Raw genomic sequence first — 22,170 nt, forward strand, 5'->3', positions numbered from 1 at the left:
TCGACCAGTGGAGGCTTCCTCACATGACCGCTCCCGGCCCGACCGCGGAGAAGGTGACCGCTCAGCAGCCGCCGTGGCCCGACCCGGACCGGCTCGAGGAGGTCCGGCACGCCCTGAGCGGCCGCCCCCCGCTGATTCCCCCCGAGGAGGCCGGCGAGCTGACCCGGCGGATGGCCGGGGTGCAGCGCGGGGAGGCGGTGGTCCTCCAGGGCGGGGACTGCGCCGAACTGTTCGCCGATACCGCGCCCCCCGTGGTGCGGCGCAAGCTGGGGCAGCTGCGCGAGCTGTCCGCGGAGATCCGGACCGGGCTGGGACTTCCGGTGGTGACGATGGGGCGCATCGCGGGCCAGTACGCCAAGCCCCGGTCGCTGCCGTACGAACCGCTCCCCGACGGGACCGCCCTGCCCGTCTACCGGGGGGACGCGGTCAACGGCGCCGCCGCCGACCCCCGCGCCCGGATCCCCGACCCGGACCGGCTGCTCACCGCCTACGACCGCGCGGCCGCCGTCCTGTCCACGATGCGGGACGAACAGACGGCACACGGCGCGGCCGAACGGATCTTCGCCTCCCATGAACTGCTGCTGCTCGCCTACGAGTTACCTCTGCTCCGCGCCGCCGACGGCGGTGGCCACGCCTCCTCCGTCCACTTCGGCTGGATCGGCGAGCGGACCAGGGACCCCGAGGGCGCGCACATCCGGCTGGCCGCCTCGATCCGCAACCCGGTCGGCGTCAAGGTCGGGCCGTCCGCGACCCCCGCGGACCTGGTGGAGCTGGCGCAGCTGCTCAACCCCGAGCGGCTGCCCGGCCGGCTGACCTTCATCGTGCGCATGGGCGCGGACCGGATCACGTGGCTGCTGCCGCCGCTGGTCGAGGCGGTCGCGGAGACCGGGATCCCGGTGGTCTGGCTGACCGACCCCATGCACGGCAACACGATCCGCTCCGGAAGCGGTCACAAGACCCGATCCCTGCGGGCGATCCTCGACGAGGTCGCCGCGTTCCACCGGATCCTGCGGGACCGCCGTCAGTGGCCCGGCGGGCTGCACCTGGAGATGACACCGGAACCGGTCACCGAATGCCTCGCCCGTCCCGAGGACGCCGGGACCGCCGCCTTCCCCCGGTACCGGTCTCCCTGTGACCCCCGGCTGAACCCCGAGCAGGCCGCCGAAACGGTCCACGCGTTCACCGCCTTGCTCCGCACGGCGTGAACCGTGCCCGTCATCCTTAAGTTCCGATAGGTTCGAGGTTTCGATGCGCACGCTGCTGGTAGACAACTACGACTCGTTCACCTACAACCTGTTCCACTACCTGGCCGAGGTCAACGGCCGGGAGCCCGAGGTGATCCGGCACGACGACCCCGGCTGGAAGCCCGAGATGCTGCGGGACTTCGACAACGTCGTCATCTCCCCCGGGCCCGGCAGCCCCGAGCGCCCGGCCGACTTCGGCGTCTGCCGCGACATCATCCTCGACGGCGCCCTGCCGCTGCTCGGCGTCTGCCTCGGCCACCAGGGGGTGGGCCTGCTCAGCGGCGCCCGGGTGGTCCGGGCCCCGGAGCCCCGGCACGGCCGGCTGTCCCGGGTGACGCACGACGGCTCCGGCCTCTTCACCGGGCTGCCCAGCCCCTTCGACGTCGTCCGCTACCACTCGCTGACCGTCACCGACCTGCCCGAGGAGCTGCGGGCCACCGCATGGACCGAGGACGGTGTGCTGATGGGGATCGCCCACCGGGAACGGCCCCTGTGGGGCGTCCAGTTCCACCCCGAATCCATCTGCACCGAGCACGGCCGGCTGCTGCTGGGCAACTTCGCCGGCCTCACCCGCTCCTGGCAGACCGGGCACGGGGTGCGACCGGCGCGGCGGCACGCCCCGCGCTCCCCGCAGAGCGGCGCCGCGCCCACCGCCGCGCCGCGTGCCACCCCGCGGTCCCTGCGGGTGCTGGTGGAGACCCTGCCCACCCGCTGGTCGGACGAGGTCGTCTTCGACCGGCTCTTCCGCGCCGACCGGCACGCCTTCTGGCTGGACAGCAGCGCCGTCGGGGGCGAGCGCGGGCGGTTCTCGATGATGGGGGACGCCTCGGGGCCGCTGGCCCGGGTCGCCACCGCCGACACCTGGGCGGGCACGGTCACCGTCACCGCGGACGGCTCCCGCGAGGTCCTGCACGAGGAGTTCCTGTCCTGGCTGGAGCGCGACCTGCGCGCCGCCCGGGTCGAACTGCCCTCGCTGCCCTTCGACTTCGCCCTCGGCTGGACCGGATACCTCGGGTACGAGCTCAAGGCCGAGTGCGGCGGTGAGCGGACCCACCGCTCCCCGGAGCCCGACGCCGCGATGATCTTCGCGGACCGCGCCGTGGTCTTCGACCACGAGACCTCGGCCACCTATCTCCTGGCCCTCGCGGAGGAGGGCGCCGAGCGGGGCGGCGAGGAACCGGCCCGGGCATGGCTGCGCGAGACCGCCGCCCGGCTGGCGGAGCTGGCGGGCCGGCAGGCCCTGCGCACCCCCCTGGCCGACGGCCCGGGAGAGGTGCGGCTGCGCCACGGCCGCGAGCGGTATCTGGAGATGATCGCCGCCTGCCAGGAGCTGATCGCCGCGGGGGAGACCTATGAGGTGTGCCTGACGAACATGGCCGCGGCCGAAGGGCCGGTGGACCCGTGGGCCGCCTACCAGTACCTGCGCCGGCTCAGCCCCGCGCCGTTCGCCGCCCTGCTCCGCTTCGGCCCGCTGTCCGTGCTGAGCACCTCGCCCGAGCGCTTTCTGCGGGTCTTCGGGGACGGCACCGTCGAGTCCCAGCCGATCAAGGGCACCCGGCCGCGCGGAGGCTCCCCGGCCGAGGACGAGCTGCTCCGCGTCGACCTGGCGACCAGTGAGAAGGACCGTTCCGAGAACCTGATGATCGTCGACCTGGTGCGCAATGACCTCGGCCGCACCGCCGAGGTGGGGTCGGTGCGGGTGCCCAAGATCTTCGATGTGGAGACGTATGCGACGGTGCATCAGCTGGTCAGCACCGTGCGCGCCACCCTGCGGCCGGCCGGCTCCGCGGTGAAAAGCGTGCGCGCCGCCTTCCCCGGCGGATCGATGACCGGCGCGCCCAAGATCCGCACCATGCAGATCATCGACGAGCTGGAGGCGGGCCCGCGCGGTGTGTACTCGGGCGCCATCGGCTACTTCTCACTGTCCGGGGCCTGCGATCTGAGCATCGTGATCCGCACCCTGGTGGTGACCCCGGACCGGATCCGGTACGGGGTGGGCGGCGCGATCGTGGCGCTGTCCGACCCGGACGAGGAGTTCGAGGAGACGGCCGTGAAGGCGACCCCGCTGCTGCGGCTGCTGGGCGCGGAGTTCCCCGGCCGGGTGGGCTCGGAGACGGCGGCCGCCCGCTGAGCGGGCACCGGTGTCGAGCGGGCCCGGTTGTCCGTCGGTGGCCCCGCGGGGACCCCCGGGACCTCTAAGCGCTTGCTCACTCTCCGTGTAGGGTGTCCGCCATGGACGCGGAGCCGAAGAACAGCGGGGGCGGGATCGAGCCCTGGGGCGACATCACCCCCGACGCCGCCCGGCGGCTGGTGAGCGCCGCCGTGCACGCCTTCGCGGAGCGCGGCTACCACGCCACCACCACCCGGGACATCGCGAGCCGCGCCGGAATGAGCCCGGCCGCCCTCTACATCCACTACAAGACCAAGGAAGAGCTGCTCTACCAGATCAGCAAGGTCGGCCATGAGCGGGCCCTGGAGATCGTGGAGCGGGCGCGCGACAGCGCGGGCACGCCCGCCGAGCGGCTGGCCCGCGCCGTGCGCGCCTTCGTCCGCTGGCACGCCGAGCACCATATGACCGCGCGGGTGGTGCAGTACGAGCTCGGCGCGCTCGCCGAGGAGCACCACGCCGAGGTCATCGCCGTCCGCAAGGCCACGGACGGGGCGGTGCGCTCGATCATCGAGGACGGGGTGAAGGCGGGCGCCTTCGACGTCCCGGACGTCCGCGGCGCCACGGTCGCGGTGCTGTCCCTGTGCATCGACGTCGCCCGCTGGTTCAACGCCCGCGGGCGCAGCACCCCCGACGAGGTCGGCGACCTCTACGCGGGTCTGGTGCTGCGCATGGTGGGCGCCGACGGCGGTCGGGACCGGCGGTCGTGAGGACGACGGCCGGTCAGGACCTGCCGTAGGAGCGGCGGCCGTCGTCAGGCGTAGTAGCGGACGACGCACTCCGCCACGCACACCGGCTTGGTCCCGCCCTCCCGCTCGAGGGTGACCGCGAGCGTCATCTGCAGCCCGTCCTTGACCTCGGACACCTCCACGATCCGGCCGGTGGCGCGCAGCCGGGAGCCGACCGGGACGGGGGAGGGGAACCGGACCTTGTTCACGCCGTAGTTGATGCCCATCCGCACGCCCTCGACCCGCAGCAGCTGCGGGGTGAACGACGGCAGCAGGGACAGCGTCAGATAGCCGTGCGCGATCGTGGTGCCGAACGGACCGGCGGCGGCCTTGTCCGGGTCCACATGGATCCACTGGTGGTCGCCGGTCGCGTCGGCGAACAGATCGATGCGCTTCTGGTCGATCTCCAGCCAGTCACTGGGGCCGAGTTCCTCGCCGACCGCGGATCGCAGTTCATCGGGCGAGGTGAAGATCCTGGGCTCTGCCATGCGTGCCTCCCGGGCAACCACTCACTAAGCGACTGCTCAGCATGGTTGGCCGACCCGGGCCCTGTCAACGCGCGCCGCGCCCCCGCACGCGGGCTCCGCGCCGACGCGGCCACCGGCGGACCTCAGCGGTCGCCGGTCCTCGTCAGGGGGTTTTCGCGCGCTCGCCGGCCACCCGGTGCGGGGGCCCAGGCGAGCGCGCTCCCGGCCAGGGGCGGCCGGGCGCCACGCGGTGGCGCCTCATACGGTGGCGTAGCGGCCCAGCCGGACCGTGCCCCGGGACGCCGCCAGCGCCTCGGTGGTCAGCAGCGGTAGCGGCACCACGATGCCGCAGTCCGCGCAGACCGGCCCGGCCGATGGATAGCGGTCCAGGTCCTCGCGCCAGACCAGGCCCCGTTGCGCACACACGGGGCAGGCCGACCCCGGTCCCGACTCCATCGCCGCGATCAGCCGTCGCAGCACGTCCGCGAGCCGGTCGCCGGGATGGGTCGAGGGGCTCTCGCAGGGAATGATGTCGCATCCGCCCCAGGTGCGCAGATGCCAGTCGTCGACGGTGCTCGGCTGCCGGATGCCGAGAAGCTTTTCCTGCCTGCGCCGGGCGGCGAAGTCCGCCTCGTACGCGAGCCACAGCGTGCGGGCCTCCTCGAGCTCTTCCAGTGCGGTGAGCAGTCGTAGGGGGTCCGGCCTGCGGTCCTCCGGGGGGATCCCGGAGCGGGTGCACAGATGGTGCCAGGTCGCCCGGTGCCCGTACGGCGCGAACCGTTCAAGGCATTTGCGCAGCGATGTGCGCCGAGCAGTGATGTGTCTGCGTGGATTGCGAACTTCTCGTGCCAGTGCTCTGAAACCGGCCACTTCATACCACCTCCGCGAGTGCGGACCCGACTCGTTGTCGAATGGACGTAACGCAGTGCGATCCGGATCCATCGAATTCCCCGGACTTTCTCCGGCAGTCCTCATTGGCCCACTCGCGTCACGAAGTTGACGTCCGCTCATCTTCCGGGCTGGTAATACCGCCGGTAACCTCCCTCCGACGGCAATCGGGAGGAGCGCACATGCGACGACGAACCCCCAGGCCCACCAGAACCCGCACGCTCACCAGTACCGTGCTCGCCGCGGCCGCCGCGCTGGCCCTCGGCGTCGCCCTCGCGGCGCCGGCGCCACAGCCGGCCCGGGCCGAGCCCGCCGCGGCGGCCGCCACCGACTACTGCCGGGGCCAGTGCTCCGACATCCTCCCGCCGGGCGCGACCGGCAACGCCACTCTCGCCGACATCCTCGCCAACCGGGTGCTGGGCACCCACCCCGAGCACAGCGCCGACCAGCTCGGCCCGTACGGCGACCTGGCGAGCGGCTACCCCACCCTCACCGACGACAAGCTGACGAACTTCTTCAACGACTCCTCCTTCGGAGTCCCCGCCGACCAGGTGGCCTCCGTGACCAAGCCGCGCGGCGACGTCACGATCACCCGCGACAAGAAGACCGGCGTCCCGCACATCCAGGGCACCACCCGCGAGGGCACCGAGTACGGCGCCGGATACGCCGCCGCCCAGGACCGGCTGTGGCTGATGGACCTCTTCCGCCACGTGGGCCGCGGCGAGCTGACCTCCTTCGCCGGCGGCGCCCCCGCCAACCAGGGCCTGGAACAGGACTTCTTCCGCCAGGCGCCGTACACCGAGGCCGACTACCAGGCGCAGGTCGACTACATCCTCGCCCACGGCGGAGAGCGCGGCCGCCAGGCGCTGGCCGACGCCCAGGCCTACATCGACGGCATCAACGCCTACGCCAAGAAGGCCAAGGACGGCCGGTACTTCCCCGGTGAGTACGTGCTCACCGGCCATATCGACGCGATCACCAACGCCGGTGAGATCCAGCCGTTCAAGCTCACCGACCTGATCGCCCTCGCCTCCGTGGTCGGCGCACTCTTCGGCAACGGCGGGGGCGGCGAGGTGGAGGGCGCGCTCTCGCTGCTCGCCGCCCAGCAGAAGTACGGCCTGGCCGAGGGCGCGAAGGTGTGGGAGTCCTTCCGCGAGCGCAACGACCCGGAGGCGGCGCTGACCGTACGCGACGGCAGCTTCCCGTACGCCGGCAAGCCCGCCGCGCCCAAGGGCACCGCGCTGCCCGACGCCGGCTCGGTCACCCCCGAACAGCTCGTCTACGACCGTGAGGGCGGCGCCACCGCCACGTCCGGCGCCACGGCCCGCACCGAGGTCAAGGCCCCGAAGGCGTCACTGGAGCCGCTGCGCGGCATCTACGACGACGGGGTGCTGCCCCGCGATCTGTTCAGCCGCAAGAAGGGCATGTCCAACGCGCTCGTGGTCTCCGGCAAGTACACCGCGAGCGGCCACCCGGTGGCCGTCTTCGGCCCGCAGACCGGCTACTTCGCCCCGCAGCTGCTGATGCTCCAGGAGCTCCAGGGCCCGGGGATCAGCGCCCGCGGCGCCTCCTTCGCGGGGGTCGGGATGTACATCCAGCTCGGCCGGGGCCAGGACTACGCCTGGAGCGCCACCACCTCCGGCCAGGACATCACCGACACCTACGCGGTCGAGCTGTGCTCCCCGGACGGCTCCACGCCGCCCAAGGACTCCACGTACTACCGTTACCACGGCGACTGCGTGGCGATGGACAAGCTGGAGCGGCGCAACGCCTGGAAGCCCACCCTCGCCGACTCCACCGCCGCGGGCTCGTACCGGATGCAGGTCTACCGCACCAAGTACGGGCTGGTGACCCATCGCGCGACCGTCGACGGCAAACCGGTGGCCTACACCATGCTGCGCTCCACCTACCGCCACGAGGCCGACTCCATCATCGGCTTCCAGATGCTCAACGACCCGGGCTATGTGACCGACGCCAAGTCCTTCCAGAGCGCGGCGCAGAACATCAACTACACCTTCAACTGGTTCTACGCCGACTCCCGGCAGACCGGCTACTACAACAGCGGGCTCAACCCGGTGCGCGCCGCGGACGTCGACGCCTCGCTGCCGGTGAAGGGTGAAACCGCCTACGAATGGCGGGACTTCGACCCCAAGGACAACACCGCCGCCGCCACCCCGCCCGCCGAACACCCCCAGTCCATCGACCAGGACTACTACATCAGCTGGAACAACAAGCTGGCCAAGGACTACAGCGCGGCCGGCTTCGGCAACGGCTCGGTGCACCGCGGCAACCTCCTCGACGACCGGGTGCGCGCCCTGGTCCGCAAGGGCGGCGTCACCCGCTCCGCGCTCACCCGCGCCATGGCCGAGGCCGCCGTCACCGATCTGCGCGGCGAGGACGTGCTGCCAAAGCTGCTGAAGGTGCTGCGCTCGGGGCCCATCGACGACCCCCAGCTCGCCACGGCCGCACAGCAGCTGGAATCCTGGCAGTCGGCGGGCTCACAGCGCCATGAGACCAGCGCCGGCTCCCACACCTACGGGCACGCCGACGCGGTACGGATCATGGACGCCTGGTGGCCGCTGCTGGTCGAGGCCGAGTTCAAATCCGGACTGGGCGACGGCCTCTACGACGCCCTGCGCGCCAACCTCTCGGTCGACGAGGCGCCCTCGGCCGGACACGGCCCCACCGGCTCGCACGCCGGGTCCTCGTTCCAGTACGGCTGGTGGTCCTATGTCGACAAGGATCTGCGCACGGTCCTCGGCGAGGACGTCAAGGGGCCGCTGGCCCGGCCGTACTGCGGCGGCGGACAGCTCAGCGCCTGCCGTGACGCCCTGCTGACCAGCCTGAAGACGGCTGTGGGCAAGACCGCCGCCCAGGTCTACCCGGGGGACGACAACTGCTCCGCGGGTGACCAGTGGTGCGCCGACGCCATCATCCACCGGCCGGTCGGCGGGCTGACCCACGACAAGATCAGCTGGCAGAACCGGCCCACCTTCCAGCAGGTCGTGGAGTTCCCGGCCCACCGCTGAGGCCACCGGGGCGGGACCTCGCACCCGGCGAGGCCCCGCCCCCGGCCCGCTACCTTTCCCCGATGCGGCCCGCGCGCAGCACCAGCCGGGCCAGCTCCTCATGGCAGATGTCGCTGTGCGCCCCGGCCGGCGGCACACCGTGCCGGACGACCTCCGAGACATCGACGCTCACACAGCCCTCCGCCGGGAACGGGCCCTCCAGCGCCTCGGCCAGGTCCAGGCGCGGACACGCCTCCACCGCCTGGACGCCGTCGTACCCGATCGCCCCCCAGCGGGTCTCGTCCGGCAGCGGCGGAGCATCGTCCCCGGAGATCCGCGACGCCACCGGGTACAGCAGCCCGAGCGCGGTGTCATGGCGCGAATGGCAGGACACCACGGGCCCGCGGACCCGGTGGGCGGCGGCGTGCAGGGCGCCACGGCGGTCGGCGGCGTGCGGCAGCCGCTCGGCGAACGCGTAGTGCGAGAACGCCCCCTGGAGCAGGGTCACCGACGCCACCGTGGCGCCCTCCGGCAGCCCGCTCAGCGCGTACGACACCAGCCGGCCGCCGAAGCTGTGGCCCACCAGATGGAGCCGCGGGGCGGCGGGCCGGAGGGCCGCGAGGGCGCCCAGCACCGGTCCCAGGCCCTCGCGCCCGACCGCGCCGGCCCGCCGCCGCATCACGTAGTACGTCGCCTGGCGGAGCAGCTCGTGCGCCCCGTCCCAGAGCCCGCCGAGCCCGCTGTCGGGAAAGGCGCGGTCCTCGGCGTCGGTCTTGCCGCGCGCCTCGGTGAGCGCGGCCGCGAACCGCTCACAGACCTCCGCCACGTCCTCCTCGAACATCGCCGGTACGCCGGCGTCCACGTCTCCGTTCGCGCCTCCGCCCGGGTCTCCGTCCGCGCCCGTCGTGTCCCCGGCCGTGCCGTACTCCCCCTGGACCCGGACCAGCCCGCGCACCAGCACCCCGAACTCGTCCAGCGCCGCGAGCCGTTCGGACCGCTCGGCCAGTAACTCGGCCAGCCGCGCCACGATCTGCCGCCGCCCCGGGAAGACCGCGTCCAGCGCCCGGTGGGTCTCCGCGTCGAGCCCCGGGCGCGGGGTGTCCGCGTCGAGCTCCGGGCGCGGGGTCTTCGCGTCGAAGCCCGGGCGCTGAGCGTCCGCGTCATGCCCCGGGGGCGCGCCGGGCGAAGGCTCCGGGGGTGAGCCCGCGAGCGACTCGTCCGCGAACCGCATCGACGGCCACACCACCCCCACACAGCCGAGCCGCGCCGGGCCCGCCTCGCCGAGCAGCTCCGGAAAGGGCGCGAAGAAGCGGTCGTAGAGCCGTGTGGCCATCGTCCGGGTGTTGTTCCAGCCGTGCGCGAAGACCACCAGATCCGTGAGATCCCGCTGGGCGGCCTGTTCCAGCAGCCGGTCCCGCTGCCGGAAGTCGACGTCCCCGTAGGCGTCGAATCTCAGCTCCCAGTACGGCCGTACGCTCATCCCCGTCATCGTCGCTCCCCCTTGGATGGCCCGATGTGCGTGCATCGTCCCAACTGCCCCGTCCGCTGACCATACGACACGCATACGGTCGCCGTCGGACAATCGGCCAGCCGTTCGACTTACCCGGAATGACGCGGGCGAACCTGGAATGCCGGACTCCGCGGTCACTCGGAGATAGGGAATTCCCGAATATCCATCGGAAGAATATCCCCGCTGTTCTCGGGATCAGTTGACCCGGAAGGCGCTGCACTATGCTGCGAACGGAAACGTCATTGGGGTGCCGAATACTCTTCGAGCGGAAGGCCGGAATGCCCTTAAAGGATCGATGGCAGTACCCGACGGCGCTGCTGGACACCACGATGGACCAGCTCAGGACGTTGCTCGCGGTCCATGAGGCGGGCACCGCACTGGGCGCCGCCCGGCTACTGGGGCGGGAGCAGTCCAGTGTGCAGAAACAACTGGACACCCTGAACCGGAACTTCGGCGCACTGTGCGGAGAGCCGCTGGTGGTCAAACGGGGACGCAGTCAGAATGTGCTCTTCACCGCGACCGGGGAGTCCCTCGCCGGACTCGCGCGCGGCACCCTCCAGGACTGGCTGGAGGGGCTGCACGACAGCCGCCGCCGTCTCGGCAGCCGGCTCTGTGTCGGCTCCACCCGTTACACCCTCGGCTTTCTGCTGAATGCCGTGGAGTTGGTCACCGGGGAATTCGACCGCCGGGGTGTCGAGCTCAAGGTCGAGCATGTGCGCACCCGGGATCTGCTGGAGCGGCTCGACGCCAAGGAACTCGATCTGGTCTGCGGCAGCGTTCTCACCACGGCGGGCCACGACGGCCGGCTCGACGGCTTCGAGGTGATGGAGTGGCGGCGCAGCGGGCTGTCCCTGGTCACCAGCCTGGACGCCGAGGAGCTGCCCGGGCCCTCGGTCCCGGTGAGCGAGCTGCCCCGGCTGCCGCTCGCGGTCTCGGCCGACGGCCTCATACCCGGCTTTCTGCGCGGCTGGTTCGGCGCCCGCTACCGCCAGGAGCTGCATATCGCCGCCGAGATCGACACCGTGCAGTACGGGCTGGAACTGCTCTCCTCGGGGGTGCTGCGCGGCTGTGTGCTCGTCACCGAGGGCATCGGCGACGCGGTGGCCGACGGGCGGATCCGCGCCGGTGCCGGGCTGCGCACCCTGGAGCTGACCGACGGCGTGGGGCCGGAGCTGGAAGTGCTGATCGGGGTGTTCGTACGGGCCGGGGAACGCACCGCGCAGGACGCCGGTCATCCGCTCAACGTGCTGTGGGACGCGCTCGCCGGGGAGAACGCCCGCTGGCGCGGGGTGATGCGCAAGAAGCGCCCCGGCCGGTAACCCGCCGGCCGTGCGCCGGGAGGCCGGTGTGCCTCTTCCGTTTACACATACCGACTGGTTAGTCTGCGCTGCGGGCAGGAGCCGATCCGAGTCGAACCGAGGAGCTGCGAATCGTGGGTACCGTGCGTGGGGCGCGTGTTGTGGTCACCGGGGCGGGAGGTGGCATCGGCGCCGCGCTCGCCCGGCGCTTCGCCGCCGAGGGCGCCCAGGTCGTGGTCAACGACCTCGACGCCGCCAAGGCCGCCGCCGTCGCCGAGGAGATCGGCGCGACCGCCGTCCCCGGCGACGCCTCCGGCATCGTGCCCGCGGCCCGGGAAGCGCTCGGCGGCGCCATCGACATCTTCTGCGCCAACGCGGGCGTCGGCCACGACGGCGGCCCCGAGGCCGACGAGGAGCTGTGGCAGCAGTCCTGGGACGTCAATGTGATGGCCCATGTGCGGGCCGCCCGGGAGCTGCTGCCCGAGTGGCTGGAGCGCGGCAGCGGCCGCTTCGTCGCCACCGTCTCCGCCGCCGGGATACTCACCATGATCGGCTCGGCCCCCTACGCCGTCTCCAAGCACGCCGCGCTCGGCTTCGCCGAATGGCTCTCCGCCACCTACCGCCACCGCGGCATCGGCGTCCACGCCGTCTGCCCGCAGGGGGTGCGCACCGACATGCTGACCGCCACCGGGACCGCCGGGGACCTGGTGCTGGCCCCCACCGCGATCGAGCCCGAGCAGGTCGCCGACGCCGTCCTCGCGGGCATCGAGGAGGAGCGCTTCCTGATCCTTCCGCACCCCGAGGTGGCCCGCCACTACGCGGCCCGCGCCGGCGACACCGACCGCTGGCTGGGCGGCATCAACAAGCTGCAGCGCAAGCTCGAGCAGCTCGAGGCGGCATCCGGGACCTCGGGCTGACCCCGCGGGGCCCCGCCGCTCCCGTACTCTCCGCACCACCACCCTCACCCCCGTCCAGACAGGGCCGCACCCATGACCACGTACCAGGACCAGCCATGGCTCGCCCAGCTCACCGAGGCACAGCGCCGGAAGATCACCCCGCGGCCGAGTCCGCTGCACGCCTTCCGGGACGCCGTGCGCACCGCCCCCGGCCATCCGGCGCTCGTCTACTTCGACGGACGGCTGACCTACCGCGAGGTCGATGAGCTCTCCGACGGCATAGCCGGCCATCTCGCCGAGCGCGGCTTCGGGCCCGGCGACCGGATGGCGATCATGCTCCAGAACACCCCGCACTTCGTGATCGCGCTGCTGGGGGCGTGGAAGGCGGGCGGTACGGTCGTCCCGGTCAACCCCATGTACAAGGGCGCCGAGCTCGCCCACATCCTCGGCGACGCCGAGGTGAGCGCCCTGGTCTGCTCCCGCCACGCCTGGGAGGACTACATCCGCGAGACGGCCGCCGCGTCCCCGGTGCGCATCGCGTTCACCACCGACGCCCGCGAGCTCCAGACCCGCGACGACGAGCGGGTGCTGCGCGAGGAGCCCCTCCCGGTCCCCGAGGACACCGAGGACCTCCTCACGGCCGCCCGCGCCGGAGCCCGCCCGCCGTCCGTCCCCGCGCCCCGCGCCGAGGACATCGCGCTGATCAGCTACACCTCCGGGACCAGCGGCACCCCCAAGGGGGCCACCAACACCCACGGCAACATCGCCTACAACGCCGACCGGCAGCACCTCCTCCACGAGCTGCCCGAAGGCTCGACGCTCTTCGCGCTGGCCCCGCTGTTCCACATCACCGGCATGGTCTGCCAGCTGTGCGCGTGCATGTCCGGAGCGGGCACCCTGGCCCTGGCCTACCGCTTCGAGACCGGCGTCGTCCTCGACGCCTTCGCCGAGCACCGCCCCGTCTACACCGTGGGCCCCTCCACCGCCTTCATGGCGCTGATGGCCCACCCCCAGGCCGGTCGCGACCACTTCTCGTCCTTCCGGATCATCTCCTCCGGCGGCGCCCCGCTGCCGCCCGCGCTGGTCGAGCGGTTCCAGACGGCCCTCGGCCCGTATCTGCACAACGGCTACGGGCTCACCGAGTGCACCGCGCCCTGCGCCAGCGTCCCGCCCGGTGTCCGCGCCCCCGTCGACCCGGTCTCGGGCACCCTGGCCGTCGGCGTCCCCGGCGCCGACACGGTCGTGCGCATCGTGGACGACGCCGGACAGGACGTGCCGTTCGGCGAGCAGGGCGAGATCGTCGTCAGCGGCCCGATGGTGGTGCCCGGCTACTGGCGGCGCCCGGAGGCCACCGCGGCCGCCCTCCCGGACGGGGAGCTGCGCACCGGCGACATCGGCTTCATGGACGAGGGCGGCTGGCTGTACGTGGTCGACCGCAAGAAGGACATGATCAACGCCTCGGGGTTCAAGGTGTGGCCGCGCGAGGTCGAGGACGTGCTCTACACTCACCCCGCCGTGCGGGAGGCGGCCGTCGTCGGCAAACCCGACGCGTACCGCGGCGAGACGGTCAAGGCGTATGTGAGCCTCCGGCCGGAGGCCGAGGCCACACCGGACGAGCTGTCCGCGTACTGTGCGGAGCGGCTGGCCGCGTACAAGTACCCGCGCGAGGTGGAGATCCTGCCCGAGCTGCCCAAGACGACCAGTGGCAAGATCCTCCGGCGGGAACTGCGAGGATGAAAGAGAAAGTCAGAGGGCAGAAGAGAACGGGTGGCGAGCATGGCCAAAACGACGGACGGTGACGGACAGCCGGTGCCACAGCGGCTGCTGGCGGCTGCCACCCGCCTGTTCGCGGAGCGCGGATACGACCGGACGTCCGTACAGGAGATCGTCGAGGCGGCGGGCGTCACCAAGGGCGCGCTCTACCACTACTTCGGCTCCAAGGACGATCTGCTCCATGAGATCTACGGCCGGGTGCTCCGGCTCCAGCAGGAGCGCCTGGACGCCTTCGCGGACGCCGACGCACCGGTGGAGCGGCGGCTGCGGGACGCGGCGGCCGATGTGGTGGTGACCACCATCGAGAACCTCGACGACGCCACCATCTTCTTCCGGTCGATGCACCAACTCAGCCCGGAGAAGCACAAGCAGGTGCGCGCCGAGCGCCGCCGCTACCACGAGCGGTTCCGCGCGCTGATCGAGGAGGGGCAGCGGACCGGGGTGTTCAGCTCCCGGACCCCGGCCGATCTGGTGGTGGACTACCACTTCGGCTCCGTGCACCACCTGGGCACCTGGTACCGGCCCGGCGGCCCACTGGGCCCCCAGGAGGTCGCCGACCACCTGGCCGACCTGTTGCTGCGCGCGCTGCGGCCGTAAGTCCAGCCCGTCCAGGGGGCGCCTCCCAGCGGTAGCTGGGGGAGCTTGAGGACCGGGGGTCTGGGGGCGGAGCCCCCAGTTACGGGAAGGGGCGGGGCGGGGAACAAACCCCACCCCGCCCCCACGCGCACCGCCCCAGCTACACGTACCGCTTCAACTCGCGCCGAGCCAACGACCGTTGATGCACCTCGTCCGGCCCGTCAGCCAGCTGCAGCGTCCGCGCGGCCGCCCACAGCTCGGCCAGCGGGAAGTCCTGGCTCACCCCGCCCGCGCCATGCAACTGCACCGCCCGGTCCAGAATCTGAACCACCGTGCGCGGCGTCGCGATCTTGATGGCCTGGATCTCGGTGTGCGCCTCGCGGTTGCCCACCGTGTCCATCAGCCAGGCCGTCTTCAGCACCAGCAGCCGCAGCTGCTCGACCGCCACCCGCGCGTCCGCGATCCACTCATGGACCTGGCCCTGCTGGGCGAGCGCCTTGCCGAAGGCCGTACGGTCCACCGCCCGCCGGCACATCAGCTCGATACCGCGCTCGGCCATGCCGATCAGCCGCATGCAGTGGTGGATCCGGCCGGGGCCGAGCCGGGCCTGGGCGATGGCGAAACCGCCGCCCTCCTCGCCGATGAGGTTGCTCACCGGCACCCGCGCCCGGTCGAAGACCACCTCGGCATGGCCGCCGTGGTAGTGGTCCTCGTAGCCGTACACCCGCATCGCCCGCCGCACCTCGACGCCCGGGGTGTCGCGCGGCACCAGCACCATCGACTGCTGACGGCGCACATCGGCGCCCTCCGGGTCGGTCTTGCCCATCACGATGAAGATCTTGCAGTCGGGGTTCATCGCCCCGGAGATGTACCACTTGCGCCCGGTGATGACGTAGTCGTCGCCGTCGCGCTCGATCCGGGTCTCGATATTGGTCGCGTCGGACGAGGCGACCTCCGGCTCGGTCATCGCGAAGGCCGACCGGATCTCCCCCGCGAGCAGCGGCTCCAGCCACTGCTTGCGCTGCCGCTCGTCGCCGAACTGGGCGAGCACCTCCATGTTGCCGGTGTCGGGGGCGGCACAGTTCAGGGCCGTGGGGGCCAGCTGGGGGCTGCGGCCGGTGATCTCCGCGAGCGGGGCGTACTGCAGATTGGTCAGCCCCGCGCCGTACTCCTCGTCGGGCAGGAAGAGGTTCCACAGCCCCTGCCGGCGGGCCTCGGCCTTGAGCTCCCCGACGACCGCCGGGGTCAGCCACGGCGAGTCCAGGGCCGCGCGCTGCTCCTCCGCGACCGCCTCCGCCGGATGGACGTGCTCGTCCATGAAGGCGAGCAGCTTGGCGCGCAGCTCTTCGGTCCGGGCGTCGAATGCGAAGTCCATGACGGGATCAGCTCTCCTCGAGGGTGGTGAGGCCGTGGTCGATGAAGGCGGGGACGATGTCGCCGATGCGGTCGAAGCCCGCGCCGACGGTCTGGCCGAGGGTGTAGCGGTAGTGGATGCCCTCGAGGATCACCGCGAGCTTGAAGTAGGCGAAGGCGGTGTACCAGGACACGCCGCTCACATCGCGCCCCGAACCCTCGGCATAGCGCTGGATCAGCTCGTCCGTGGCGGGGTGGCCGGGGGCGCCCTGGGTGGAGGAGATGGGGGAGTCGGCGAGATTCGGATGACCGCTGTACATCACGATCAGCCCGAGGTCGGTCAGCGGATCGCCGAGCGTGGACATCTCCCAGTCGAGGATCGCCGTGATCTTGTCGTCGGCGTTCACCAGGACGTTGTCCAGGCGGTAGTCGCCGTGCACGACCGTGGGCGTGGGGGAGTCCGGCAGCGCCTTGGCGAGCCGGGTGTGCAGCTCGTCGATCCCGGACAGCTCACGGCTGCGCGAGGCCGCCAGCTGCTTGCCCCAGCGGCGCAGCTGCCGCTCCAGGAACCCCTCCGGGCGCCCGAAGTCGCCGAGCCCGACCTCGGCCGGGTCCACGGAGTGCAGCGCCACGAGCGTGTCGACGAGGGAGAGGACGACCTCCCGGGTGCGCTCCGGGCCGATGCCGGCGAGCTGCTCGGCGGTGCGGTACGGGGTGCCCTCGACGAACTCCATGACGTAGAAGGGCGATCCGACCACCGTCTCGTCCTCGCACAGCAGCACCGGCTCCGGCACGGGTACGGCCGTCGGGTGCAGGGCGCTGATCACCCGGTGTTCCCGCGCCATGTCATGGGCGGTGGCGAGCACATGGCCCAGCGGCGGCCGGCGGACGACCCAGCGGGAGGTGCCGTCGGTGACGGTGTAGGTGAGATTCGAACGGCCGCCTTCGATCAGCTCGGCGCTCAGCGGTCCGCGTACCAGTCCCGCGCGTTCGCGGTCGAGGTGGGCGCGGAGCCGATCGAGGTCGAGCCCTGGGGGATTGCCTGCGTTCATCGAACCTCTTCCTGGGTTTCCTCGGTACTTCTGGGTACTACGCACAGCCGCTCGGTCGGGGGAGCGGGCGAACCGTTCCGCCATATGATGCCGACCAGTCGGTATGTAGTCCAGTGCGGGGCCGCCACCGGGCACCTCGGGGCGGCGGCCCGGAGGCTCGGAACTACCGCCCCCGCCCCCGCCCGGCCCGCTCCCCGGCCCGCTCCCCGGCCCGTTCCCCGGCCCGTTCCCCGGCCCGTTCCTCGGCCCGCTCCTGGGCCTCGACCACCGCCTCCCCGTACTCCACCGACCAGGCACCGAGCGCCTCGACCGGCCCCAGCAGGGTCTGACCGAGCGGGGTCAGCGCGTACTCCACCCGGGGCGGCGCCTCGGCGTACCGGCGCTTCTCCACCAGCCCGTCGTCCTCCAGGCGGCGCAGAGTGTCGTTGAGCACCTTCGGGCTGATGCCGCCGATCGCCTCGCGCAGTTCGCCGGGGCGGCGCGGCCCCTCCCGCAGCCCGAAGACCACGACCGCGGTCCAGGTGCGGGCCAGCAGATCGAAGCCCAGCCGCGCCCGGCAGTCGGCGATGAACCCCTCCGGTGCGAGGGGCCGCTCCGGTGCGAGGGGTCGCTCCCGTGCGAGGGGCCCCTCCGGTGCGAGGGGTCGCGATGGCGTCGCCGGTTCACTCACTGATGACCTCCTGACCTGCCGACCGCCGTCCTAGCGCATCCGTCGCACACCGCGCGGTGTGCGACGGACTTCCTAGTGTCCTTCCCCATCGGCAGGCGAGAGAGAGAAGGAGACCGCGATGCGGATCGGAGTGCTGGGCACGGGCATGATGGCGGACGCGCTGGGGACCCAGTGGGCGCGGGCGGGGCACGAACTGCTCATCGGCGGCCGCTCGCGGCCGAAGGCGGCGGCGCTGGCCGCCCGGCTCGGCCACGGCGCGCGGGCGGGGAGCCCGCGCGAGGCCGCCGGGTTCGGCGCGGTGACCCTGATGGCGGTGGCGTACGACGGCGTCGAGTCGGCCCTGGAGGCGGCGGGCGCGGCCGAGGGCACGCTGAGCGGCCGGGCGCTGATCGACTGCACCAACGCGGTCGTCCCCGGGCGCTTCACCCTCGCCACCGACGGCGGCCCGGGCATGGCCGAGCGGATCGCCGCACATGCCGTGGGGGCGCGGGTCGTGAAGGCGTTCTGCCACTGCTCGGACGCGGTGTGGCGGATGACCCCGCCGGTCTTCGCCGACGGGCCGCTGGCGGTCCCGCTGTGCGGGGACGACGAGGAGGCCCTGGAGGCCGTACGCACGCTGGTCCGCGACATGGGCTGCGTACCGCTGGACGCCGGGGGCCTGGAGCGGGCCCGCCTGCTGGAGTCCACCGTCGCGTTTCTGCTCGGTTTCTGGTTCGGCGGCGTGGAGCCACGGGCCGCGCTGCCGCCGCTGGCGGCGCAGAGCCCGGCGTAGCGCCCGAGCGGTGCCGGGGCGGCGGTGCGGATTTGCGCCGTCGGTGGGGGAGCAGGAGCGTCGAAGGGGAGGAGCGGGAAAAAGAGAACGTGAGAGTCGCGAGGAGCGCCGAGGAGCCCCGAGGAGCTGCGAGAACCGCGAGAAGATGAGAGCCGCGAGGAGCGCCATCATGAAGGCCATCACCTACCGCCGCTACGGCGGCCCCGAGATCCTGGAGTACGGGGAGCGGCCGGAGCCGAAGGTCGGCCCCGACACCGTCCTGATCAGGGTCAGGGCCGCCAGCGTGAACCCGGTCGACTGGAAGGCGCAGGCCGGATACCTCGAACCGTTCCTGGACGCGGTCTTCCCGGTGATCCCCGGCTGGGACGTCTCCGGGGTCGTGGAGCGGCCCGGCCCCGCGGTGACGGAGTTCCGGCCCGGTGACGAGGTGATCGGATACGTACGGGAGGACTTCCTCTCCCGGGGCACCTGCGCCGAGTATGTGGCCGCTCCCATCCGCACCCTCGCCCGCAAGCCGCGGAACCTCTCCTTCACCCAGGCCGCGGGCATCCCGCTGGCGGGGCTGACGGCCTACCAGTCGCTGGTGCGGGCGCTGAGGGTCGGCGAGGGCGACACCGTCCTGGTCCACGCGGCGGCGGGCGGGGTCGGCTCGATGGCGGTCCAGCTCGCCCGACACATGGGCGCCCGGGTGATCGGCACCGCGGGTGAGCGCAACCATGAGTATCTGCGCGCGCTCGGCGCGGAGCCGACCACCTACGGGGAGGGCCTCGCCGAGCGGGTCCGCGCCCTCGCCCCGAACGGGGTGGACGCCGTGCTGGACCTGGTCGGCGGCGACGCGCTCACCGTCTCCGCCGAACTCCTCGCCCCCGAAGGCCGCCTGGCCTCCATCGCCGACCCCGCCGTCCTCGGCCTCGGCGGCCACTACGTCTTCGTCCGCCCCGACCCCGACGACCTCCAGGACCTCACCGACCTCGCCGAGCGCGGCGCCCTCGGCGTCGAGGTCTCGGCGGTCTTCCCCCTCCAGAAGACGGCGGACGCCCAGCGGCTCAGCATGGAGGGCCACACCAGGGGCAAGATCGCCATCGCGGTGGACTGAGCGACGGGGATCACCCTCGTGGTGGCCCCGAGAAACCGGCCCGCACACCCCACGGAATGCCAGGGGGCGCCTCCGCCTCATCCCGGCGCGGCAGCGCGAGCAGGTCATCGGGACCGTGGATCCCGGGCGCAGCACCGCCGCCCAGCGCGCCTACCTCACCGCCTTCTTCGACCAGCACCTGCGGGGCCGGCCGCGCGATCTGCTGGACGGGCCGTCCCCGGCCTATCCCGACGTGCGCTTCGTCCAGTAGGCGTGACGGCCATGGGCGGGGGCCCGCGGCGGGGCCGGTCCTCGCGGCCCCGGGGTCCCCGCCCGCGACTGCCGGGAGTGCGGCCCCCAGGCGCGGCCTCAGCGCAGCATGGCCGCTCCCAGGGCGGCCAGGGCGAGGGTGCAGGCCACCGCGGCCACGGCCGCCCGCGGGGACAGGGCGGGCGGACGTGGCATCCGCATGGCCCGGATGCGGCGGTGGGCCAGCGTCAGGAAGGCCAGCCAGGCCACCACCACCAGGGCCAGGACCACCAGCGAGGCCGGGTCGATACCGCGGTGCAGGGTCTGCCGGCCCGCGAGCGAGGCGGCCACCGCACACGCCAGCGTCGTACGCCGCCAGGCCAGCCGCGTCCGCTCCGGCTGGAGCCCGGGGTCCCGGTCCCGCGTCCGTGGTCCGTGCGTCCCCTTCCCCTCCGGCATCGCCTCACACCTCCCGGGTCACCCGCCCCACCCGAAGGCGGCCACGATCACCATCAGCAGCGCGACCACTCCGACCGCGAGCCCCAGCACCACCGGGAAGCGGGACATCGGCAGGTCCTCGCCCCGCCGCATGGCCCGCTCGCAGCGCACCCAGTGGCTGATGGCCCGCAGGGCGCACAGCGCGCCGCCCGCCAGCAGGACGAGCGCCAGCGCGAGCCGCAGCGGCCGGGCCGTCTCCGGGAGGAACTGGTCGACCGCGAATCCGCCGCCCACCAGCGCCATCGCGGTGCGCAGCCAGGCGAGGAAGGTCCGTTCGTTGGCGAGCGAGAAGCGGTAGTCGGGGGTGCCGCCCTCCTCCCGAAGCCGCTCGGGCGCGAACCACAGCCGTACGTCCGACGCCGCCGAGGCGAGACCGCCGCCACGCGGCTCGGCAGGCCGCGTGGGCTCCGAGGGCTGCGGAGGCTCCGAAGGCCCGGGCCCGGAGGATTCGGTCACGCTTCGACCCTCTCACGGCGCCACTCCATCAGCCTCCGGTACGCCTCCCGCCCGTCCGGCACCCACTCCCACTCGGGCAGCCGCCGGGTCAGCTCCTCCTCGGTGAGAAAGTCGTACCAGGCGACCTCCTCGGCCTGCGGATCGACCGGCAGCTCGCAGCGCACCTCGTAGACCCGGCTCCACCAGGTGTGTTCGGGCGTCTCGTAGAGGAACGAGAACAGCGGTACGGGCGCGGGCAGCCCCCGCACCCCCAGCTCCTCCTCCGCCTCGCGCAGCGCCGCCTCGTCATAGCCCTCGCCCGCGCCGACCACCCCGCCGACGAACATGTCGTAGAGCGAGGGGAAGACCAGCTTCTCGGCGGTGCGGCGATGGACGAAGACGCGGCCCTGGGCGTCCCGGGCCTGGATGAAGACGCAGCGGTGCCGGAGCCGGTGGGCCATGGCGTCACCGCGTCGGGCCTGGCCGACCACGCGGTCCCGCTCGTCCACGATGTCGAGCAGTTCGTTGGCGGAAAGCGGTTCCTGATCAGGCATACCGCCATACAAGCAGATCGCGGGCGCGGTCAGCGCCGGTGGCCACCGCCGTACCCGCCGCCGTAGTCGCCCCCATAGCCGTTCCCACCGCCATAGCCGTTCCCACCGCCATAGCCGCCGCCGTACCCGCCCCCATGGCCACCGCCGTAGCCGTCCCCGTAGCCGTCGCCATAGCCGTTTCCGCCGCCGTAGCCGCCGCCCCCGTCGCGCTGCCGCTCCTGCTGCTGCTCGGCCCAGCGGTCGAACGCCTCCACCGCGTCCTGCCAGTCGTCGTACTGTCCCGGCCCCCGGGAGGACCAGCCCGGCCAGGACGGCGTGGAGCGGCCCTTGCCTGCGGACGGGGTCCGGGGCTTGTCCGGCGTGGGGTCGGCCGCCGGGGCCTGGGCCACGGGCTGGGCGGCGGGCGGCTGCGCCTTGGGCTTCTCGGCGCGCGCACCGCGCAGCGGGGTGTCGCCCACCGCCGCCTCGGCGTACGGGACGGTATGGCTCTCCGGCTCGTCCGGGACGGCCGTCGAGGTGTCGGGTCCGGAGGCGGCCGTCGCCTCACGGGCGTCCTTGCCCATGAGCATGAAGAGGGCGGTGGCGGCGCCGGTGGCCGACAGCAGAATCGCCCCGGCGGCCGCCTTGCGGCGGTTGTCCACCGGACGGCGGCGGGCGTGCCGGGGCCCGATCACCTCACCGCGCAGCACCTGCGCCTCGTCCACGGGCGGCCCGGCTTGGAGGGGCTGCGGGCCGGGGGTGACGAGCGTCGGGTTCACCACGCGACGTTCCACCTCGGGCGTCGGCCCTGAATGCTCAACGGAGCGGTCAGCCATGGTCGTTGATGATGCACGGTTGGCCTAACCGTGTCCAATCTCGGTGAACGATTGTGACCTTTTGTTCTACGTCGAGGTTTCGCGGGGGGAGTTGGCGGTCGGGAAGCGGCCGGAAACCGCTCCCACACCCCGGGTTGACGCC

The 22,170-nt window shown here is 72.6% G+C and carries 21 protein-coding genes; 11 read left to right on the forward strand and 10 right to left on the reverse strand.

All coding sequences use genetic code 11. The annotated features are described in order from the left end of the window. Positions 1–23: 23 nt before the first annotated feature. The 3 genes from J8403_RS33615 to J8403_RS33625 all read left to right on the forward strand — a co-directional run bounded on the left by J8403_RS33615 (position 24) and on the right by J8403_RS33625 (position 4,121). The gene (locus J8403_RS33615) at positions 24–1,205 is read left to right on the forward strand and encodes a 3-deoxy-7-phosphoheptulonate synthase (RefSeq protein ID WP_211126437.1); all 1,182 of its coding nucleotides are present in this window, start codon (positions 24–26) and stop codon (positions 1,203–1,205) included. 43 nt (positions 1,206–1,248) lie between these two features. Further along, a complete protein-coding gene (pabB, locus tag J8403_RS33620) occupies positions 1,249–3,375 on the forward strand; it encodes an aminodeoxychorismate synthase component I (protein WP_211126438.1) in 2,127 nt (708 codons plus the stop codon). A gap of 101 nt (positions 3,376–3,476) precedes the next feature. Continuing rightward, positions 3,477–4,121: a TetR/AcrR family transcriptional regulator gene (locus tag J8403_RS33625; protein ID WP_211126439.1), complete on the forward strand. Its 645-nt coding sequence runs from the start codon at positions 3,477–3,479 to the stop codon at positions 4,119–4,121. Between the two features lie 44 nt (positions 4,122–4,165). On the opposite strand, the gene J8403_RS33630 is transcribed toward J8403_RS33625, so the two are convergent. Together J8403_RS33630 and J8403_RS33635 are read right to left on the reverse strand one after the other, a co-directional pair. After that, positions 4,166–4,627 (reverse strand): MaoC family dehydratase, encoded by a 462-nt coding sequence (locus J8403_RS33630; protein ID WP_161561839.1) that lies wholly within the window; start codon positions 4,625–4,627, stop codon positions 4,166–4,168. Between the two features lie 237 nt (positions 4,628–4,864). Beyond that, positions 4,865–5,476, reverse strand: coding sequence for a hypothetical protein (locus J8403_RS33635; protein ID WP_086710055.1), 612 nt, complete (start codon positions 5,474–5,476; stop codon positions 4,865–4,867). Between the two features lie 200 nt (positions 5,477–5,676). On the opposite strand from J8403_RS33635, the gene J8403_RS33640 reads away from it, so the two are divergent. Next, positions 5,677–8,523: a penicillin acylase family protein gene (locus J8403_RS33640; protein WP_211126440.1), complete on the forward strand. Its 2,847-nt coding sequence runs from the start codon at positions 5,677–5,679 to the stop codon at positions 8,521–8,523. Between the two features lie 49 nt (positions 8,524–8,572). Here J8403_RS33640 and J8403_RS33645 read toward each other — a convergent pair whose 3' ends face one another. Beyond that, entirely contained in the window at positions 8,573–9,982 is a 1,410-nt protein-coding gene (locus tag J8403_RS33645) for a serine-threonine protein kinase (RefSeq protein ID WP_425519849.1), read from the reverse strand. Between the two features lie 308 nt (positions 9,983–10,290). Here J8403_RS33645 and J8403_RS33650 point away from each other — a divergent pair, with 308 nt between their 5' ends. The 4 genes from J8403_RS33650 (at position 10,291) to J8403_RS33665 (ending at position 14,576) form a co-directional block, all read left to right on the forward strand. Next, positions 10,291–11,331, forward strand: coding sequence for a LysR family transcriptional regulator (locus J8403_RS33650; protein WP_211126442.1), 1,041 nt, complete (start codon positions 10,291–10,293; stop codon positions 11,329–11,331). 113 nt (positions 11,332–11,444) lie between these two features. After that, a complete protein-coding gene (locus tag J8403_RS33655; RefSeq protein ID WP_211126443.1) occupies positions 11,445–12,227 on the forward strand; it encodes an SDR family oxidoreductase in 783 nt (260 codons plus the stop codon). Positions 12,228–12,299: 72 nt separating this feature from the next. Next, a complete protein-coding gene (locus tag J8403_RS33660; protein ID WP_211126444.1) occupies positions 12,300–13,943 on the forward strand; it encodes a class I adenylate-forming enzyme family protein in 1,644 nt (547 codons plus the stop codon). A gap of 39 nt (positions 13,944–13,982) precedes the next feature. Beyond that, positions 13,983–14,576 carry a TetR/AcrR family transcriptional regulator gene (locus J8403_RS33665; RefSeq protein ID WP_014059592.1) on the forward strand — a complete coding sequence of 198 codons (594 nt, stop codon included), beginning with the start codon at positions 13,983–13,985 and terminating at the stop codon, positions 14,574–14,576. A 139-nt stretch (positions 14,577–14,715) separates the two neighbouring features. Here the strand turns inward: J8403_RS33665 and J8403_RS33670 are convergent, their stop codons facing one another. The 3 genes from J8403_RS33670 to J8403_RS33680 form a co-directional block, all read right to left on the reverse strand. Further along, positions 14,716–15,930, reverse strand: a complete 1,215-nt coding sequence (locus J8403_RS33670) for an acyl-CoA dehydrogenase family protein (RefSeq protein WP_093460587.1) — start codon at positions 15,928–15,930, stop codon at positions 14,716–14,718. A 7-nt stretch (positions 15,931–15,937) separates the two neighbouring features. Next, the gene (locus tag J8403_RS33675; protein ID WP_211126445.1) at positions 15,938–16,960 is read right to left on the reverse strand and encodes a phosphotransferase family protein; all 1,023 of its coding nucleotides are present in this window, start codon (positions 16,958–16,960) and stop codon (positions 15,938–15,940) included. A gap of 163 nt (positions 16,961–17,123) precedes the next feature. Continuing rightward, positions 17,124–17,528, reverse strand: coding sequence for a winged helix-turn-helix transcriptional regulator (locus J8403_RS33680; RefSeq protein ID WP_211128568.1), 405 nt, complete (start codon positions 17,526–17,528; stop codon positions 17,124–17,126). A 220-nt stretch (positions 17,529–17,748) separates the two neighbouring features. Between J8403_RS33680 and J8403_RS33685 the strand changes: the two genes are divergently transcribed. From J8403_RS33685 to J8403_RS44440, 3 genes are all read left to right on the forward strand, one after another. Then, complete coding sequence (locus tag J8403_RS33685; RefSeq protein ID WP_211126446.1) at positions 17,749–18,402, forward strand: NADPH-dependent F420 reductase; 654 nt, start codon at positions 17,749–17,751, stop codon at positions 18,400–18,402. Between the two features lie 169 nt (positions 18,403–18,571). Beyond that, positions 18,572–19,498 carry an NADP-dependent oxidoreductase gene (locus J8403_RS33690; RefSeq protein WP_211126447.1) on the forward strand — a complete coding sequence of 309 codons (927 nt, stop codon included), beginning with the start codon at positions 18,572–18,574 and terminating at the stop codon, positions 19,496–19,498. 115 nt (positions 19,499–19,613) lie between these two features. After that, positions 19,614–19,748, forward strand: a complete 135-nt coding sequence (locus J8403_RS44440; protein WP_281427957.1) for a hypothetical protein — start codon at positions 19,614–19,616, stop codon at positions 19,746–19,748. 98 nt (positions 19,749–19,846) lie between these two features. On the opposite strand, the gene J8403_RS33700 is transcribed toward J8403_RS44440, so the two are convergent. The 4 genes from J8403_RS33700 to J8403_RS33715 form a co-directional block, all read right to left on the reverse strand. Beyond that, positions 19,847–20,185 carry a DUF202 domain-containing protein gene (locus J8403_RS33700; protein ID WP_211126448.1) on the reverse strand — a complete coding sequence of 113 codons (339 nt, stop codon included), beginning with the start codon at positions 20,183–20,185 and terminating at the stop codon, positions 19,847–19,849. A gap of 18 nt (positions 20,186–20,203) precedes the next feature. Further along, entirely contained in the window at positions 20,204–20,569 is a 366-nt protein-coding gene (locus J8403_RS33705; RefSeq protein ID WP_093470166.1) for a YidH family protein, read from the reverse strand. 107 nt (positions 20,570–20,676) lie between these two features. Continuing rightward, positions 20,677–21,213, reverse strand: coding sequence for an NUDIX domain-containing protein (locus J8403_RS33710; RefSeq protein ID WP_211126449.1), 537 nt, complete (start codon positions 21,211–21,213; stop codon positions 20,677–20,679). 29 nt (positions 21,214–21,242) lie between these two features. Continuing rightward, the gene (locus J8403_RS33715) at positions 21,243–21,974 is read right to left on the reverse strand and encodes a hypothetical protein (protein ID WP_211126450.1); all 732 of its coding nucleotides are present in this window, start codon (positions 21,972–21,974) and stop codon (positions 21,243–21,245) included. Positions 21,975–22,170: the final 196 nt, after the last annotated feature.

Origin of the sequence: Streptomyces yatensis (genome assembly GCF_018069625.1) — a bacterium.
Lineage (GTDB): Bacteria > Actinomycetota > Actinomycetes > Streptomycetales > Streptomycetaceae > Streptomyces > Streptomyces yatensis.

Bases quoted from the DNA above. Each gene is read 5' to 3' on its own strand.
- J8403_RS33615 (WP_211126437.1), top strand. From the start codon at position 24: ATGACCGCTCCCGGCCCGACCGCGGAGAAGGTGACCGCTCAGCAGCCG.
- pabB (WP_211126438.1), top strand. From the start codon at position 1,249: ATGCGCACGCTGCTGGTAGACAACTACGACTCGTTCACCTACAACCTG.
- J8403_RS33625 (WP_211126439.1), top strand. From the start codon at position 3,477: ATGGACGCGGAGCCGAAGAACAGCGGGGGCGGGATCGAGCCCTGGGGC.
- J8403_RS33630 (WP_161561839.1), bottom strand. From the start codon at position 4,627: ATGGCAGAGCCCAGGATCTTCACCTCGCCCGATGAACTGCGATCCGCG.
- J8403_RS33640 (WP_211126440.1), top strand. From the start codon at position 5,677: ATGCGACGACGAACCCCCAGGCCCACCAGAACCCGCACGCTCACCAGT.
- J8403_RS33645 (WP_425519849.1), bottom strand. From the start codon at position 9,982: ATGAGCGTACGGCCGTACTGGGAGCTGAGATTCGACGCCTACGGGGAC.
- J8403_RS33650 (WP_211126442.1), top strand. From the start codon at position 10,291: ATGCCCTTAAAGGATCGATGGCAGTACCCGACGGCGCTGCTGGACACC.
- J8403_RS33660 (WP_211126444.1), top strand. From the start codon at position 12,300: ATGACCACGTACCAGGACCAGCCATGGCTCGCCCAGCTCACCGAGGCA.
- J8403_RS33665 (WP_014059592.1), top strand. From the start codon at position 13,983: ATGGCCAAAACGACGGACGGTGACGGACAGCCGGTGCCACAGCGGCTG.
- J8403_RS33670 (WP_093460587.1), bottom strand. From the start codon at position 15,930: ATGGACTTCGCATTCGACGCCCGGACCGAAGAGCTGCGCGCCAAGCTG.
- J8403_RS33675 (WP_211126445.1), bottom strand. From the start codon at position 16,960: ATGAACGCAGGCAATCCCCCAGGGCTCGACCTCGATCGGCTCCGCGCC.
- J8403_RS33685 (WP_211126446.1), top strand. From the start codon at position 17,749: ATGCGGATCGGAGTGCTGGGCACGGGCATGATGGCGGACGCGCTGGGG.
- J8403_RS33690 (WP_211126447.1), top strand. From the start codon at position 18,572: ATGAAGGCCATCACCTACCGCCGCTACGGCGGCCCCGAGATCCTGGAG.
- J8403_RS33700 (WP_211126448.1), bottom strand. From the start codon at position 20,185: ATGCCGGAGGGGAAGGGGACGCACGGACCACGGACGCGGGACCGGGAC.
- J8403_RS33710 (WP_211126449.1), bottom strand. From the start codon at position 21,213: ATGCCTGATCAGGAACCGCTTTCCGCCAACGAACTGCTCGACATCGTG.